Annotated in this window: 18 protein-coding genes and 1 pseudogene; 4 read left to right on the forward strand and 15 right to left on the reverse strand. The window is 37.2% G+C overall.

Features of this window, described 5'->3' with window-relative positions:
• Positions 1-103 precede the first annotated feature (103 nt).
• From ACKI2W_RS04050 to ACKI2W_RS04085, 8 genes are all read right to left on the reverse strand, one after another.
• Positions 104-2,239, reverse strand: a complete 2,136-nt coding sequence (locus ACKI2W_RS04050) for a hypothetical protein (RefSeq protein WP_407379494.1) — start codon at positions 2,237-2,239, stop codon at positions 104-106.
• Positions 2,240-2,290: 51 nt separating this feature from the next.
• Positions 2,291-2,704, reverse strand: a complete 414-nt coding sequence (locus tag ACKI2W_RS04055) for a zinc ribbon domain-containing protein (RefSeq protein WP_407379496.1) — start codon at positions 2,702-2,704, stop codon at positions 2,291-2,293.
• 2 nt (positions 2,705-2,706) lie between these two features.
• A complete protein-coding gene (locus ACKI2W_RS04060) occupies positions 2,707-3,837 on the reverse strand; it encodes a toxic anion resistance protein (protein ID WP_407379498.1) in 1,131 nt (376 codons plus the stop codon).
• 81 nt (positions 3,838-3,918) lie between these two features.
• Positions 3,919-4,593 (reverse strand): hypothetical protein, encoded by a 675-nt coding sequence (locus ACKI2W_RS04065; protein WP_407379500.1) that lies wholly within the window; start codon positions 4,591-4,593, stop codon positions 3,919-3,921.
• A 25-nt stretch (positions 4,594-4,618) separates the two neighbouring features.
• Positions 4,619-5,596, reverse strand: a complete 978-nt coding sequence (gene bsh, locus ACKI2W_RS04070; RefSeq protein WP_407379502.1) for a choloylglycine hydrolase — start codon at positions 5,594-5,596, stop codon at positions 4,619-4,621.
• Positions 5,597-6,394, reverse strand: coding sequence for an amidohydrolase family protein (locus ACKI2W_RS04075; protein WP_407379504.1), 798 nt, complete (start codon positions 6,392-6,394; stop codon positions 5,597-5,599).
• Between the two features lie 84 nt (positions 6,395-6,478).
• The gene (locus ACKI2W_RS04080; RefSeq protein WP_407379506.1) at positions 6,479-6,853 is read right to left on the reverse strand and encodes a hypothetical protein; all 375 of its coding nucleotides are present in this window, start codon (positions 6,851-6,853) and stop codon (positions 6,479-6,481) included.
• Positions 6,854-6,896: 43 nt separating this feature from the next.
• Positions 6,897-8,636: a Na+/H+ antiporter NhaC family protein gene (locus ACKI2W_RS04085; protein ID WP_407379508.1), complete on the reverse strand. Its 1,740-nt coding sequence runs from the start codon at positions 8,634-8,636 to the stop codon at positions 6,897-6,899.
• Between the two features lie 352 nt (positions 8,637-8,988).
• On the opposite strand from ACKI2W_RS04085, the gene ACKI2W_RS04090 reads away from it, so the two are divergent.
• Positions 8,989-10,209, forward strand: coding sequence for an ATP-binding protein (locus ACKI2W_RS04090; RefSeq protein WP_407379510.1), 1,221 nt, complete (start codon positions 8,989-8,991; stop codon positions 10,207-10,209).
• A 43-nt stretch (positions 10,210-10,252) separates the two neighbouring features.
• Here the strand turns inward: ACKI2W_RS04090 and ACKI2W_RS04095 are convergent, their stop codons facing one another.
• Both ACKI2W_RS04095 and ACKI2W_RS04100 read right to left on the reverse strand, forming a co-directional pair.
• Complete coding sequence (locus ACKI2W_RS04095) at positions 10,253-11,632, reverse strand: MFS transporter (RefSeq protein ID WP_407379512.1); 1,380 nt, start codon at positions 11,630-11,632, stop codon at positions 10,253-10,255.
• Positions 11,629-12,087 (reverse strand): MarR family winged helix-turn-helix transcriptional regulator, encoded by a 459-nt coding sequence (locus ACKI2W_RS04100; RefSeq protein ID WP_407379514.1) that lies wholly within the window; start codon positions 12,085-12,087, stop codon positions 11,629-11,631. Before ACKI2W_RS04100 ends, ACKI2W_RS04095 begins: the two co-directional genes overlap by 4 nt.
• Positions 12,088-12,313: 226 nt before the next feature.
• On the opposite strand from ACKI2W_RS04100, the gene ACKI2W_RS04105 reads away from it, so the two are divergent.
• Genes ACKI2W_RS04105 through ACKI2W_RS04115 form a run of 3 tightly spaced genes read left to right on the forward strand, consistent with a single transcriptional unit; the run spans position 12,314 to position 13,279 of the window.
• Entirely contained in the window at positions 12,314-12,562 is a 249-nt protein-coding gene (locus ACKI2W_RS04105) for a hypothetical protein (RefSeq protein ID WP_407379516.1), read from the forward strand.
• 1 nt (position 12,563) lies between these two features.
• A complete protein-coding gene (locus ACKI2W_RS04110; RefSeq protein WP_407379518.1) occupies positions 12,564-12,749 on the forward strand; it encodes a hypothetical protein in 186 nt (61 codons plus the stop codon).
• 32 nt (positions 12,750-12,781) lie between these two features.
• On the forward strand, positions 12,782-13,279 hold the full coding sequence (locus ACKI2W_RS04115; protein WP_407379520.1) for a hypothetical protein: 498 nt from the start codon (positions 12,782-12,784) through the stop codon (positions 13,277-13,279).
• Here ACKI2W_RS04115 and ACKI2W_RS04120 read toward each other — a convergent pair.
• From ACKI2W_RS04120 to ACKI2W_RS04140, 5 genes and pseudogenes are all read right to left on the reverse strand, one after another.
• Positions 13,271-13,792, reverse strand: coding sequence for a nitroreductase family protein (locus ACKI2W_RS04120; RefSeq protein WP_407379522.1), 522 nt, complete (start codon positions 13,790-13,792; stop codon positions 13,271-13,273). The two genes, ACKI2W_RS04115 and ACKI2W_RS04120, sit on opposite strands and share 9 nt — an antisense overlap.
• Positions 13,793-14,239 (reverse strand): D-aminoacyl-tRNA deacylase, encoded by a 447-nt coding sequence (gene dtd / locus ACKI2W_RS04125; RefSeq protein WP_407379524.1) that lies wholly within the window; start codon positions 14,237-14,239, stop codon positions 13,793-13,795.
• A gap of 46 nt (positions 14,240-14,285) precedes the next feature.
• Complete coding sequence (locus tag ACKI2W_RS04130; protein WP_407379526.1) at positions 14,286-15,287, reverse strand: GGGtGRT protein; 1,002 nt, start codon at positions 15,285-15,287, stop codon at positions 14,286-14,288.
• A 15-nt stretch (positions 15,288-15,302) separates the two neighbouring features.
• A complete protein-coding gene (locus ACKI2W_RS04135; protein WP_407379528.1) occupies positions 15,303-15,995 on the reverse strand; it encodes an iron-sulfur cluster assembly scaffold protein in 693 nt (230 codons plus the stop codon).
• Positions 15,996-17,127: 1,132 nt separating this feature from the next.
• A pseudogene (locus ACKI2W_RS04140) lies at positions 17,128-17,736 on the reverse strand (adhesin); the annotation flags it as partial.

Consider the following 17,736-nt stretch of genomic DNA (forward strand, 5'->3'; position numbering starts at 1 on the left):
AAAATTTATAACAAGCATCGAACAACTAAAATTTATCTTTGAAAATGAATTTAAACAAGTAATTGATAATGAAAGTTATTGGGAAAATTGGCTCTGGAAGTTCCTATGAACTTTTATAATTTTTAGTGTCGTGAACTATATATTCGACACTGTAAATCTTATATGTGCCTTCCTCATAAAGCTTTACAAAGCTAACGTTATCGTTTGAAAATGCCTCCAAATCATTAGGGGTTGCAAAATAGCTTACATTAAGCTTTTCCAAATCATTGACGTTCAGATAAATATGCATGATATCAAGAGCCGCCAGCTTGAACTCGGTTGGCGTATCATTCTGCAGAATGACTGCAATGTGGGCATATCTGTTGTAGACATCCTCATACTGATGGCCAGGATCTATGGAATGCCACCTGTCCAGGTCGGGATATGTGTTGATTGAATTTAAAGTCTTTGCACCGACAGGAATCAGTGAATTGAAGTATAAATCCTGAACAATCCAAACGCCATCAGGGTCACTTTCCACAATGCCTTCAACCTCATGGATGAAATCTGATTCATAGACTACATCAGCACCGGTGTCAATCGGATTAACCAGAGCACCTGTTAAAAATGAAAGCACTATGCATGCAATCAGAAATAGCCTTTTTCCGTCAGGAGATGATGCAAAAAATGTTACTGAGAAAAATGCGGTATAAAACACCACAAGAATTACAAGCATCCAGGTCATGTAGTAGCTGCCATATGAAAATACTGACAGGTAAACGACGAGGACAGAAAGCAGGAATGAAAATATGATGACAAGCTTTTTGAATTTCAATCCTTTAAGGCTTGAAAGAGACCTGATTAATATCAGGATGCCTAAAAATCCGATTACGCTGTAAAAACGGATGTTTCTGATATGTCCCCTTAAAGTAATGTCGAGAATAAAATCCGGCATAGGCACAAAATAAAATACGACAAATATTGCGTAAAGTGCCAGAAGTCCGTACAGTAGCCTGTCCTTGCTTTTCTGATAAACAAGAACAATAAATGCTAATATCAAAGGAACAGGGAAGAAATCACAGAATGCTGATGCATCAACAGTGTTGAGCGGTATTCCGTCAGGAATCAGCGGGAAAAATATTGACGGAACATAATTGAAGAAATATGATGCAACGCCGGCGCCGTTGAAAACCTCATTTCCAGGATAGGCAGTGTTGAGGAAAATCCCAATAGTTTCCAGAGAGTTCATGAAAATATGAGCCATCAGAACAGCCAGTATAACCAGTGAGGCTAAAATAATCAGCACATCATATTTGTTGAATGTGAATTCCCGTCTGTTTTTTAAAAATATCCAGAATGCTAAAAGAATAAATACATATGCAAAGGGAATCTGCCAGGAAGGATATAACACCAGCGCAAATCCGCCGACGACAATTATCATGGCCAGGCCAATCAGCAGACGTTTTCTGTAATCCTCGGTTTTCATATAGAAATTAATCAGCAGAACGCCAAGCTGGCCAAAAATCAGCTGCTCGACAAGGCCGTTTATTGCAAACCACCATTGAACCAAAGGAGAAAATGTGATTAAAAGAGCATATGCAAGGGACAATTTCCTGTCATCACCAGTCAATAGCCTTGCAAATTCAAATGATACCAGAAGCAGCACAAGCAAACGTGAAACCCAGAAAAATGACAGCCCACGAGCCGGATTTAAAAAGAGATATCCTATTAAAAAGGGCTTGAATATTATCCCAATGTCAAATACAGGCTGGCCATAAACCAGAAACATGTCTGTGGAAGCTGCCCTTACGATATCTGTGAAATAAGAAAAATTATTAACATACTGGGAAAAGGCAAGCATCGTGTTTACGTTAAACTCATCGGCCCTGATTGGTCTTGAAACACCAAATAATAGATTGTGCTTTACATTAAAAAAATTCAGTTCGTTTATTGATGATCCGTGAATCTGGAAAATCACACAGAACACCAGAATCAGAAACATCAACGGAATTCTGTATGAGTAAATAAATTCAATGACCCTGTTTTTTCTTTTTTCATCAAATAATACATAAAAAATAACCGAAAAGGCAAAAAGTATAATCAAAAATTTCTTGAATGAAAAATAAGCTATGAATTTCATTAAAGAAAAGTCCTGTATCAAAACGGAATGCTCAACGAAAACCACATAGGCATAAACCAGACAGGAAAGAATTAAAACCAGTAAAACCTGTAAAATTCGATTATTTTTATTAATAAACATTATAATTAACTATAATGTTAATATTATATAAAATTTTTCTAAAAAAATTAATTAATGGAATATCTTATCGATAATGTATCCTATGACAAATCCTATAACTGCAACTGGAATGGCAAAAAGCGCTCCAAACATTAATGCAACAAACACGGCAGTAGCAATTCCTGATGAAGTGATTGAACTGACTATCAGCCCGAATATTGTAAATGCGCAAAATACGACAATGGTTGCGCATTTTGTCTTGGCAAGCCTCAGCCTTCCGGTGTGCCTGTCATGCTTATACAATAATTTAGCCTGAACAGAGTTTTCGGGAGGTGTAGGATAAGATTGTCTTTTATTGACAACCCTAAATTTCCTGTCCAAAACCTCAGCGTCTTTCTTGGAATCTCTCTTTTTGAGATTAACGCCGCATTCATGGCAGTATGTTGCTTCATCAGCGTTTTCATAGCCGCAACTGTGACATTTCATATCTAATCATTTGAAGTTTCTATCTTTTCAACGACCTTCTGGCCTTCATCGGCCATGTTGCTGAACATTGCAATGGTCTCTTTCATCTGAGGAAGTGCCTGTTCCTTGTAGTTGCTTACCTCTTCAATTGCAAGAAGCGCTTCCCTGAATGAGTTTTGAAGTATTTCAGGTGAAATCATAGCTTCTCCGCTTGACTTTTGGATTTCAGCACCCTGTTCATGAAGCATATGGGAAGTTGACTCAATGATGTTTCCTGTAGTCTCATTTAAAATGTTTATTTTATCCATTACAAGTTTCTGGTCGTACAGTGCGCTTGCAACCATTACACCAGTCCTTAAAGCAGTCACGGTCACGTTTTTGGCACGGTTTACTCCACGAATAAGTTCCTTGTTGTTTCTTCTGATAACATTAAGTGATACTATTCCCTGCTGGTTGATTACAATCATCTGCTGCATATCCATGATTCTCTGCCTTAACGGGAATAAAACCTCTTCTTTAACAAATGCGATTTTTTCCGGGTCGACTCCCTGAAGCTCTGCGTTCTGTATCTGCATTTCAATGGACTCGTCCATCTGCTTACCCAATTCAATGTCTGCAAGAAGCTTGTTGGTGACTTCCCTCAAGTTGTTTTCCTCAGCAACCAGTGTAGTATTGTCGTTCTGCAGTATTTTGCTGCTGTGGTCAAGTGATTCGAGGATTTCTGAAATGGCGGCATCAGCTTTCTGATATCTTGAGAAGTATTTTCTGACAGGATTGAAGATGTCTCCCAAAACGCCCTTTTTGGTGAAATCGACTTTGCTTGGATCGATGTCCTTTAACTGAATGTTGAGTTCATTCAATTTGTCGCCGATGTTTTCTGATTCGGTTCCACCTTTATTGAAATCAACGAAACGTGTGCTTAAGAGTTTGTTTTTTTGTGATGAGCGGTTCATGTCATTTAAACCGAAACTGTCCAATGGCTTTAAAATGTTTTCCCTTTCGACAGGATTATCTAAATCCGCATCGAAAATAGCTACCGCATTGTTTTCAGCCTGAGTCTTAAGATTAGAATTCTGTAACTTTTCTTGCTCTACCTTAATGGTATCTTCTACTTCATTTTCTATTTGATCAATGTTTAGTGAAAATTCAGCCATTTTCTATACCTCATTAAAACAGTGAATATAATAATATATATGGTGTGGTTTATTTTTAAAGTTAATGTATTTAATTTGTTATCAATCATATTTCTTGACGGAATCTATCAAATCCTTCATGTCCTCAAGGAGATTTTCAACATCGGTGTCGCTTTCCTTGTTGGAGCTTAAACTGATAATGAGTTCATTTGTCAAATCATCAATATATGAAATGATAGCCTTCATGTTGGAAATCTTGTTTTCAAGTTCCGTGTCGATTCTTGGTGTTTCACGGGTTGCCAGCCTGACAATGTTGAGTGCGCTGTCATATTCTGATGTGAAAACCTTTGTTGAGCTTTTCACATGGTCCATGAACTTGTCATATGTAATCTGAGGAGGAGCGAATGACTTTTCAATGAGATTGACGACAACCTTCTCCTTGGCATCATATTCAACCTTAAGTGATTTGATTTCCTCCTCAAAGTGGTGAAGAGGACCCTGTGATGTAGAAGGCTTTTGGGTAACTTCAGGAGCTTTTACAGTCTCGGAAGTCTTTTTAGCATTCTGCTTAATGAGATAGCGAAGCCTCGTTTCAAGGCCTTCCTCGCTGACTATGTTCAGCTTGATTTCTTCCTTAAGCTGATTTTTGATGTGCTCCCCTACTGAAAACTCGATATTGTTTGCTCTTAAAAGCGCCTTATACTCATCGCTTAATATAAATCCGCCTGTCAAATCCTCCAGCTTCTGCTCAGCGGGAGTTTTAGAAAACATGCCCATTATTTAAACACCCATAGAATTTTATTTAGTTAATAAATGAAATCTGCTCATCCGTTACAAGTTTATAGTTTATCAGTTCATCTGAATCCAAATCCTCATTCATGAGTTTAACTGCCGTAATCTGACTGTTCGTATATGTCCTGTAATAAAGGATTGCATCGGCAGTGTTATAACATGATGTGTAGATTGTATATTCATACAAATCAGGATCGTTTATGAATGTGCAACCGTTCTGCTGTTCAACGGAGCCTAGAATGTGGAAGAACTGGTTTACGCTTGCCTCTTCGTCGTCTCCTGAATATGAATTTGCCCTTGTAAAAGCTACTTTTGCAAACCTTGAAGAAGATGACAGGTCTCCCGGAAGTCCGATAGCACCCATTCCCCTTGAATACTCATCCAAATCAAAGGAATCACTGAATGTATTTTCAGGATTTTTGTTTGATAAACTTCTGTAGTCATTTAAAGTGAAAAGCTGCTTGTCAAAAGGAGGATTATTGGTTAATACTCCAACAGGATTGTCAAATACTTTTAGTCCGTCTTCCATAGGTTCAACGACAATTGCTGCGCTTTCATCCGAAATCATCCAGTGAAGCGGAGATAAAGGCAGCTCCTCTGAAAAGTTGATGTTTACAAGGTTGATGTTTTCAAGAGCAACTTTGACTTCAGCAACTGATGAGAAGTTGCTTAACAAATACGGAATGAATTCAAATGGAGTTATATTGACCATTCCTTCCTTTTCATCAAGGTATTTTGCGTTTCCTGCAAAGTTAAGTCCTGCAATGGACAGTCCCTTTTCGTTGCATGCGTCATAGTATAAAGGATAAACGTCAACGCCTGCGGCCACTCCGATGATTGCATAGTGGCTTTCGATTGAATCGATAAGCTTAAAGTCAAATTTGTAGTTGCGTGGAGTAATGGTCACCCGTTCATTGTATGATATTTCATAGTCAAAGTTACGGCCGAAATAATGTTTTTTCGTTATATAATTGCTTGCTGTGCACATCTAAATCACCTTAAGAAGTTTTGCTGCATTTTCATATAAAATCATTGATTTTTCATCATCGGTTAAATCGATTTTGTCAAAGTATTCCATTTCAGATACTGCATCCCACATGGGATAATCCGTTGCCCATAAGACCCTGTCGGCACCGTAGGCGTGAATCAGATCCTTAGCTGTTTCGGGCGAAAGTGCATATAGGCTTGAGCTTAAATCAACATAAAGGTTTTCTCTTCCTGCAAGCTGTCTTGTTGCCTCTTCCCACATGCTCCATCCTGCAAAATGAGCTCCTATAACGGTCAGGTCAGGAAACTCATCCAAAAAGGGAATGAGCTGTTCGGGATTTGAATAGTTATATCTGAAATCTCCGCAATGAATCATCAGAGGAACATTTCCCTCGTTTATAACCTCACCCAATGCGAATGCCCTTTCTTCATTTAAGGCAAACTGCTGGAAATCCGGGTGAAGCTTTACGCCCTTAAGGCCCAAGTCAATGAGATGGCTGAAGTCCCCTTCAATGTCATCGCTGTCAGGGTGAAGGGTTCCGAAACCCGTGAACAAATCGGGATGGGATTTCACTTCACTTGATATGAATTCATTGATGGATTTAACCTGTTTTGGGGTGGTTGCAACTGAATGAACAAGGTAATGAACTACACCAACTCTGCTGCCGTCCCTTATGAGGTCATCGGTCTTGCCGTTCAGGGACATGTTCAAATCATAAAAGTTTTTAATTCCTTCAACGGCTTTTGATGCAATCTTTTCGGGATAGATATGACAATGTGCGTTTATTACTTTCTGCATTATATTTTACCACCTAATTAATCTAATATATTTTATAGGTTTTTTAGGTAAAATAGTTTATTGAAAAAATAAGAAAAAAAGAGTTTAGAATTTGAAGAAATCTTTAGTCCAGTTGATTTTATGCTTAACATCCTGAACTTTCATTTCATAACTTTCATCGACATCACCATATTCCTTTTCAAGGATTTTAAGTTTCTGTTCAGCACCTAAACCTGCATCCTTAAGCTGGGAATATAGTGAAATCTCTTTATTAATGTTTTCAAGTTGTTCTTCAAGCTCTTCTCTTTGTCTGTTAGCCTGGTTAATTTTGTTTTCAAGATATTCTGCTTCCTGCTGATATGACTGTTCTTTTGCTTCAAAAAGCATGTCAATAGCAGTTCCAACATCAATATCGTTTTTCTTTAAGATTTCAACTTTTTTAAGCTGTTCTTCTGTCAGTTCAATTTCGATTTTAGCCATTTTAATCACTTAAAAAAATTAAAAATGAATGGATTTAGTCCATTCACGTAGCCTCTTCGGTTTCGACCTCATCGAAATCGACTTTCTCACCGAGCACTCTCAATCCGACATATAAAACGACAGCTGCAATCGGGATTGAAATGTACCATGCAACACCGAGACCTGCAGGTAAGTAACCGAAGACGATTGCCACAATTGCAACGAAAATCGCATAGTAGATTTGCGTCTGAACGTGGTTAATATGGTTACAGCTTGATCCCATAGACGACAGAATCGTAGTGTCTGAAATCGGTGAACAGTGATCCCCGAAGATTGCTCCGGTCAATACGCCACTGGTACATACGACAGTAAATGTCATGTCCGGACATACCGCCCATGCAAGAGGAATAGCCAAAGGCATCAAAATACTCATTGTACCGTATGCCGTACCTGTTGCAAAGGAAATAAGAGCTCCTAAAATGAAAATCAGACTAGGCAGTACAAATGCAGGAATTGCACCTTTTAGAACCCCTACAAGGTAGTCTGCGGTTCCGACCTCACCGATGACTCCACCTAATGACCATGCAAGAAGAAGGATTACACCGGTAATGACGATTGTTTTCATACCGCCGATCCATTCGGATATTGCATCTTCAATGGTGAGTATTTTCTGACCGACTGCCATGACGATTGCAACGATTGATGCAAGAAGTGCTGCCTGGAAGAGAGCTACTGATGCGTCAGATGCTGCTAATGCTTCAAAAATACCGTTGAATGACAGTGGAGCAGTATGCATAAGCTGGATGAGAGCTGCGTCCTCTCCGCCTAAAATTGTAGTGTATCCGCTCCAGTAGAATGCTATAAGTGCACCGATAATAAGTGTTCCGATAGGGATGATTGCATTCCAGATGGATAATTTGATTCCTTCAACAGGTTTGACTTCATCGAATCCAGGAGCTGAAGCCTCAATGACCTTTTCGTTTTCTTTTCTTTTACGGGCTTTTTTCTCTGCATCTTTCATTGGTCCGAATTCATATAATGTTATTGCAGAAATTACAATGAATATTAAGATGAATATGTTATAGAACCTGTATGGAATGGTTTGAAGGAAGACTCCGAAACCTGTTACGTTTGTAATGCCTATGGATTCAAATCCGGCAGCAATCAAACTGACTTCCAAACCGATCCAGGTGGAAATGATAGCAAGACCTGCAATAGGAGCTGCGGTTGCGTCAACAATGAATGCCAATTTTTCTCTGGATACTTTGAGTTTGTCCATAACCGGCCTCATGATAGGACCGATGATTAAAGAGTTTGCATAGTCGTCGAAAAATACACATAATCCTAAGAACCATGTGATGAGCTGAGCTTTACGAGGTGTATTTGCACGTTTTGAGAATGTGTTTGCCAATGCCTGTGCACCACCCATTTTTGTGATGAGCTGAATTACACCACCAATGAGCAGACATTGAAGTATAATACCTGCATTCCAAGGATCAGCCATACATGAGATTACTTCATTACCGATACCTAAAAATGCGTTTACAGCGGAGCTGATAATGTTCAAGTCATTTACACAGAGCATAAATTCCCCAACAAAAACACCGACAAATAACGATAGAACAGTTTCTTTTGTAATAAAAGCTAATGCAATAGCAATAAGAGGCGGCAACAATGTCAGGATTCCGAAACGAACAGAGTTTTCGCCTTCAGGCATTTGTGTAATAATCAATGACAACACAAATAAACCGATTATAGCAATAGCCGTTACTAAACCTAATTTCATATTGTGATTTAAATTCATAAGATTCACACCATTTTCACTAAACTATATAAAAAATCAAAAATTCCCATTTCCAATTTATTATATTACATATAACTATTTTAACTTTGTTTTATTTAAATATTAGTCATTTTAATGTGAATTTTTGGTGATTGATGGTGCATTTTGAAAAATTATAAGTGCTTTTTACAGAAAGCACATATACAAAAATAACACAATACTGCTTCCCACACAAAGCATACATACAAAAAAAAACACAATACTGCTTCCCACACAAAGCACATATACAAAAAAAACACAACACTGCTTCCCACACAAAGCACATTTAAATATGATGAAAAATAAATAAAAATATATTTAAGGGGATAAAATAATGATTAAACGAGAAAATTACTTAAAACAAATTCGTAATCTTTTAGATAGCGATTTTATTAAAGTTATTGTAGGATTAAGAAGAAGTGGGAAAACTTCACTATTAAAAAGCATTATTGATGAACTTAAAGAAAATGGAATACCGAATGAAAATATTATATATATCTCCTTTGAATCAGTTGAATACAAAAATATTTTTACACAGGAGCAACTTGATGAAGTGGTATTGAGCTTAGTTAAAGATATTGAAGGCAGAATATACCTGCTTTTTGATGAAATTCAGCAGGTGGATGAATGGGAAAAATCCATTAATTCATACAGAGTTTCATTTGATTGTGACATTTATATTACCGGTTCAAACTCTAAATTACTGTCAAATGAACTTGCAACACTACTTTCAGGACGTTACATCAAAATTAATTTATATCCATTTTCATTTAAAGAAATCTTGCAATACAGACAAGAAATTGACGGCGTTGAATTGACCAAAGAGTTCATTAAAAAGACCTTTGATGAATATTTAATGTTTGGTGGAATGCCGGGTTTACTGCCGATAAAAGATACAAATACAAAAATAAATGCTCTTCAAGACATTTATGATTCCATTATTGTGCACGATATTCTTTCAAGGTATAAAATCAAAGAAATTGATCTGTTTAAAAGATTTTCACACTATCTGATGAACTCTACAGGACAAACATTTTCAAAAACAAGCATTACGAACTATTTGAAAAATGAAAATAGAAGAACATCAAGAAACACTATTTCCAATTTTACAAACTATCTTGAAGATTCATTATTCTCAACGAAAGTTAGGCGTCATGACATTGTGGGTAAAAAACTATTAACAACTGATGAAAAATATTACATGGCTGACCATGGATTTCATCATGCATTAGTTGATGACAATAACCATTGGCTGGGAAGAATTCTTGAAAATATTGTATTCAATGAATTGGTTAGAAGAAACTATTCAGTTAAAATAGGCAAAATATATGACAGGGAAATTGATTTTGTATGTGAAAAATACAATAAAATAGTCTATGTTCAAGTGGCTTATCTGTTATCTGATGAAGACACAATTAAAAGAGAGTTTACTCCATTAATGATGGTTCCAGACAAATATGATACTTATGTATTAAGTATGGATGAATATGACAAGTCCAGAAATGGAATTAAACACAAAAATGTCTTAGATTTCCTATTGGATGATGAAATCTGATATTAATAATAAGAAAAAGAGGGGAATAATCCCCATTATTTTTTTAAACATTGAACTTGTCTTTTGATTTGATTCCCACAAGTGAAGCGAAAATGGACAGTACACATGCGGCGGTTGAAATTGCACAGATTATATGTGAAGACTGCACGATTAAAGCAGCATGCTGTGTAGCCAACGGCAGGCTGCCCATAACCCAAGCAAATATCAGAGTCAGAAGACCGAGACTCATGGTCTGGCCTATAGTTCTCATGGTTGCCTGTGAAGCGGAAGCAGTCGGAGCATCCTTTGGCGGAACGGAACTCATTATCGCGTTCATGTTCGGACTTGAGAACAGTCCCATACCTATACCCTGAAGAATCATTGCCAGAATCACCATGTAAAGCGGAGTGTCCTTTGTAAGGAATGTCAATATCAAAAGAGCCACCGTAGCTATTGCCATACCTGCAGCTGCAAGTTTCTGTGGATGAATCCTGTCTGAAAGCTTGCCCGTATTCGGTGCAAGAATCGCCATGATGATTGGAGTGACTATTAAAATCATACCTGCGCTCTGAGCGTTCCAGCCTCTCACATACTGGAAATGGTAATTCAGGATTGTTGTAACAACCATAATCGCCAGATAACTGCACAGGGCGGCAATGTTTGATGATGTGAACTTCATGTTCTTAAAGAGATTCATGTTGAACACAGGTGAAGTCTGCCTAAGCTCCCAGAAGGCAAATACCACAAGCAATATTATGCCAGCAACGGTGAATATAATGCCCGTCTGATTGACAAGGTTGGTAAATCCGTAGATGAAAAGCAGAATTCCGATGGAGTATAAAACAGATCCTAGAGTATCAATCCTGTCATCCTTATATGTTTGCCAGTCCTGAGGTATTTTTAAAAGCATTACGATGATACATAAAACTAAAAATGGAATGACTACATAAAATATGGATCTCCATCCGAAGTTATAGACCAGAAATCCGCTTATAACCGGAGAAAGTGAAGTTGCAAGATAAACACCAGTTACGGTAAAGCCCAGGGCCTTTCCTCTGTTCTGCGGTTTGACGGCTGAAACCACCATTGCCATTGCAGACACGTTGACTACGCCCACGCTTATTCCCTGTATAATTCTGAAAAGCATGAATGATTCTGTTGAAAAGGACAGCGCCGCACCGACAGAACCTATTAAAAACACGACAACTCCAATAAGCAGTGACTTTTTAACACCATATTTTCCTGAAATCTGTCCTGCAGGAACCGTGAATACGGCCATTGCAAGGAAAAATATTGTTGGAATCCAGTTTTGAATAACATTGTTCATTGCAAAGTCGCTTGCAATCGCCGGAACTCCAATTATGATACCGTTTGACAGAAAGACTCCGAAAAATGAAGTCAGAAATGATATCAGTATAACATACGTCTCAAACTCTATTTTCATAATAAACCCTCTTTATTGTTAATTTCATAAGTATTAAAAGCAATTTCGATTAGTCTTTTTTTGAACTCCCCGTCCTCATCACCTATGCCGACTTTCCTTTCCCATTCCATAGATATTTGCCTGTATTTCGGAACGAGCTCATTTCCCTTATCGGTTGTCATCAGCATGTATTTGCGTCTGTTTGTGGGATTGATCTGTCTTTTAATGAATCCGTCGTCCTCAAGTTTTTTAAGTACCTTGGCAACGTTTCCCTTGCTTTGGCAAAACATCCTAACCAGATCGTCCTGTGAACACCCAGGATTGTCATGGATATACATGATATAGCGGACATTATGGCCCAAATCCAAATCTTTGATTTTTGAATCCATGTATTTCTGCTGATTCAGGGAAATGTTATGTATCCAAGCAATCAGGGGAGAATCATCTTTGATAGCTTGAAAAACTTCTTCACTCATTTTTCTCACCTGTGTATTAATCTATTGGACATATGATATAAATGTTTCTTTTGAAACAGTTCATTATGAAACTAATATATAAAGGAGGTAAAAATCACGTAAGCGATAAGTCGCACTTAAAAACATGGAATTATGTAAAAGCCAAGCACTGGATGATGACAACGACATAATCCGAGAAAAACAAAAATCATGAAAAAACAGATTGGAACAGCCGCAATTATGCGAAATGAAAAAAAATTTAAATAAGATAAAAAAGAAATTTGAATTCAACAAAGAATTAACCGGCCATAACTGTGAAATAATTGAAACCATCCCAGATATGCAAAATTCACGAAATCCTTATAATACTGTTGAAAAGCTGTGTTACATCATCAAAAACGGGAAAATAATCATCGAAAACAGAATTATATTGCAGGCAACAATGTGGCTAAACATAGAATATTATGTGAAAAATAGAATTAATGGAGATGAATAGAATGGAAAAATCATTAAATTCAGAATTCTACGAATGGCAAGAAGAAACTATAAACAAAGGAAGAAAAGAAGCAATAATAGAAATAGTAACAGCAATGTTGGAAATGTTAACACCAAAAGAAATAACAAAACTAACCAAAATACCATTATCAGTTATAAACGAAATAGCAAAACAAACTTACATTTAATTGGAGAAAAACACCTTAAGGGAGACAAGAACATGAAAAACCATCCACTATCAGAATTTTACATGTGGCAAGAAGCTTACGGAAAAACTGGAGAAAAAAAGGGGCTAAAAAAAGGATATTTCCTAGGAAGGTTGAAAGTTGAAACTGAAATAGATACAGAACCCTTTGAAGACATGAATATTTATGAACTTGAAAAACTAACAGAAATCCTAATTTCAGTTTTTGGAAATAGAAAACAAAGATACTGGTTGAAGATTAAAAAAATCATCAATTTTAAAAAGATTAAAACTTTCTATTACACCACCAAATCAAGAATCTATGACAAAATATTAATGAGGATGCTTTGTGAATATACTGAATCTGAAGATTATATCCGAAACATCAAACGAGAGCAAGGCATTGAAATAGGAAAAAATAAAGCTGAAAAGGAAATTGTTTCAAAAATGCTTAAAACCATGACCCCAATGGAAATATCAAAAATAACAGAAATTCCACAGGAATCAATTGAAAAAATGAAAAATTCAAACTAAGAAATGAATCTGGCTTTTGTCCATATCATCCAATGTATGCGGCTTGACTTCACCATCAGGAATACCTAAGGCTAAAATACCTACAATGCGGAAATAGTCATCTATCTTTACAATATCTCGAACCAACCTTTCAGCGTCTTCGCCTTCAGCGGATTTTCTTAAGTGAATCTGTATCCAGCAGCTTCCAACACCGACATTTGCAGCCATTAAATGCATGAATGACAATGCAATTGATGAGTCCTCTATCCAGGTGTCCGCTTTCAGGGTGTTTGCAATGACAACTATTGCCTTATCTGCACCGGCCAAAAACTGGGAGCCGTGCTGTTTTACCTCAGACAGTTCCTTTAATGTTTCTCTATCTGAAACCACAAGAAAACTGCATGGCTTTCTGTTCATGCTTGTAGGAGCCAGAAGACCTGCCTTTAATATTTCATTCAATTGATTTTTAGTAACCTCATCGCCGGTGAATTTGCGAACGCTTCTTCTTTTAAGCAAAACTTCATCAAAATCCATCTAATCATCTCCAAATTCCTTTTCAAGCAATATTGTAACGGGACCATTGTTTAAAAGTGAAACTTTCATGAATGCGCCGAACTGGCCTGTTTCAACTTCAATCTCCTCACCGCATTTTTCAACAAAGTAATCAAAGAGCTTTGTGGCGTCTGACGGATTTAAGGCTTTGTGAAATGATGGCCTGTTCTTTTTGACCTTGCCGTATAATGTGAACTGGGGAACAAGCAATAACTTTCCGGACACATCCTTGACAGAGCGATTCATTTTCCCGTCTTCATCAGCAAATATTCTGAGCTTTACAAGCTTTCGGGCCAGATAATCGGCTTCGCGGGTCGTGTCGTTTTCACCGAATCCTACAAGAACCATAAGTCCCTCACCGATTTCACCGACAGTGTCATTTTCAACTTCAACGCTTGCGCTGGTGACTCTCTGAACAACCAATTTCATGAAAAATTACTCCAAAAAAAGAATATTTGGGGAAATTGAATTTCCCTTATTTGTTCATTGCCTTTTCAACGGCCACTGCCACAGCTACGCTTGCACCGACCATCGGATTGTTACCCATACCGATAAGTCCCATCATTTCCACGTGAGCGGGAACTGAAGATGAGCCGGCAAACTGGGCATCCGAATGCATTCTTCCCATAGTGTCTGTCATACCATAGGATGCCGGACCTGCCGCCATGTTGTCAGGGTGCAGGGTTCTTCCGGTACCTCCTCCGGATGCAACTGAGAAGTATTTCTTGCCCTGTTCGATGCATTCCTTCTTGTAGGTTGCGGCTACCGGATGCTGGAATCTGGTAGGGTTTGTTGAGTTACCGGTAATTGACACATCAACGCCTTCAAGATGCATGATTGCAACGCCTTCACGCACATCATCGGCACCGTAACATCTTACCTTTGCCCTTTCACCATCGGAGTATGCCTTTTCACGCACAACTTTTACTTCACCTGTGAAATAGTCGAATTCGGTCTGGACATAGGTAAATCCGTTGATTCTTGAAATGATTAATGCGGCGTCCTTTCCAAGACCGTTTAGGATAACTCTTAAAGGCTCTTGGCGAACCTGGTTTGCTGAGTTTGCAATTCCAATTGCTCCTTCGGCTGCTGCGAAACTTTCATGGCCTGCGAGAAATGCAAAGCAGCTTGAATCTTCACTCAAAAGCATTGAAGCGAGGTTACCGTGACCCAATCCTACTTTTCTGTCGTCTGCAACGCTTCCTGGAATGCAGAATGACTGAAGCCCTTCACCTATTGCCTTTGCGGCATCGGCAGCTTTGATGCAGTCCTTTTTAACAGCAATTGCCGCTCCGACAGTATATGCCCAGCAGGCGTTTTCAAAGCAAATCGGCTGAACGCCCTTTACGATTTCATATGGGTCGAAACCTTTGTCAAGACAAATCTGTCTGGCTTCCTCAAGGTCACTGATGCCATAACTGTTAAGTACAGGAATTATCTGATCGATTCTTCTTTCATAACTTTCAAATAAACTCATAAATTCCACCCATATTCATTCCTTTCTAGGATCAATCGTTTTGACCGCATCGTCGAATCTGCCGTACTGGCCGCTTGCCTTTTCGATAGCCTCTGCAGGGTCAACGCCGTCCTTTATGGCGTCAAGCATGATTCCCAGATTGATATATTTATATCCTATAATTTCGTCATCTTCATCAAGAGCAATTTCGGTAATGTATCCTTCGGTAAGCTCCAGGTATCTTGGACCTTTCCTGTTTGTTGAATAGATTGTACCTACCTGGCTTCTGTGGCCTTTACCCAAATCCTCAAGGCCTGCTCCGATAGGAAGGCCGTCTTCAGAAAATGCGGACTGTGTTCTGCCGTATACTATCTGCAGGAAAAGCTCCCTCATTGCAGTGTTGATTGCATCACACACCAGATCAGTATTCAATGCCTCAAGAATGGTTTTTCCAATCAGAATTTCACCGGACATTGCAGCTGAATGAGTCATACCAGAGCATCCGATAGTCTCAACCAGAGCTTCCTCAATAATACCTTCCTTAACGTTTAATGTCAGTTTGCAGCATCCCTGCTGAGGTGCACACCAGCCTATACCATGAGTCAGACCGGAAATGTCAGAGATTTCCTTGGATTTGACCCACCTGCCTTCTTCAGGTATCGGTGCAGGACCGTGATTTGCCCCTTTAGCAACAGGACACATATTTTCTACTTCATTTGAATATATCATTTTCAATCTCCATGAATAATTAATTCTATATTTGTCAAATCTTAATATTAAATTATTCTAAAAAAAGTTGTGAATGGACATTTTAAAAAAAAGCATTATCAATAATCAATGCCTTAATGTGAGATTAAAAAAAATCCCACAAAATCCCCGAGACATTGATTTCAAATTACCTTGGTTATTTAGTGAAATAATAATTCACTACAATTACTACTATTTAATATCTAATATTTAAAAATAATCATTATCTTTTAAATTAACTAAAAAAAAAGCATTATTTATAATCAATGCCTTAATGTGAGATTAAAAAAATCCCACAAAATCCCCGAGACATTGATTTCAAATTACCTTGGTTATTTAGTGAAATAATAATTCACTTCGAATTATTAAAATAATTCTATTTATTAATTTTTTACTTACTCCTATATATATTTATTTGAATTTGTGTGAAAAATTGATTATAATCAATTTCAGAAGGGAAAATATACCTCTTATCAATAAAGCAGATATAATACGGGAAATATTATATTTCAATCATCATTAATATCATATAATCAAAAATTCACACCCTTAGGAGATGAAAAAAATGAATCATGATACTTATACCATAATCTTAATTAAAATTAGGACAAATATCATTAAAAGCCTAAAAGATAGGCCTTTAACTGCTAAATTGAAATTCAGCTTAAAATCCATAATTTTCACCTCCTAAAACCAAGGTAATAGACTGAAAAAATAGATCAATACTACAATCACAATTATAAATGAATATAGTTAATCTCATATTATTTCCAGAAATTGGTTATGAGGCATATTTTCAATTAATATATTCTATTTCAAGATATTTAAATTTTTTTAACGATTTAAAGCCTTTAAAATTACTTTCTGATTATAATATTGCTTTTAGCGAGTAAAATTGTTTCAGCTTGTAAAAAAAGTTTTTTCACAGGAAAAATCAACCACCATTAAAATGAATAAATGAACAATAAAACAATAAGACACAGGGTGATTAACCTGAATAATCAATCATCCATTAAAGATAATTAATTCTTGATTAAAAAGATGTTAACTTAAACTATGTTATCTACATGTAAAAAAAGAAAAAATGGAGAAGTTAATTAAAACTTCTCTTAGCCTAAGCAGTTACAGTTACCTTGTTAGCAGCTAATGCATAGCCGTAACTTGAGGTAATTATGTATTCGCCAGGCAGTAAATTAATGTTTAATCTAGCAATACCGTTATCGTCGGTTGTTCTGTTGTAGAATACACCGTTGATGTTGAATCCGATTGATTGACCTTTGTAAGGGTTTCCTTGACCGTCAACTAATTTTGCTTCAAATGCGCCAGCTTCACCGAATTTTTTGGTGAAATTACTTGCAGTTAAAACAGGAAGTACGGTAACGTTGTGTGCAACTTTACATCCTTTGTATTCAGCGGTGATTATGTAATCGCCAGGCTGCAAGTTGATGTTTAATTTAACGTGTCCTGTTTCATTGGTTGTACGGTTGTAGAATACACCGTTGATGTTGTAGGTAATTATTTCACCGGCTTTGGCAGGGTTACCTTCATCATCCAATACTTTCAATACGTATTGAGTGTCGTTACGGAAGTATTTTACAAGATCATAATCTTCAACAAATCTGGATAACACAGTAATGTTATTGGTTTTAACCTCACCGGTAGCAGGGTTGGTTAAAGTAATTGTGTAGTTACCAGCAATCAAAGTAATAGCAATTGAAGCAGA

Origin of the sequence: Methanobrevibacter sp., from assembly GCF_045603845.1 — an archaeon.
In the GTDB taxonomy this organism is placed as follows: Archaea; Methanobacteriota; Methanobacteria; order Methanobacteriales; family Methanobacteriaceae; genus Methanocatella.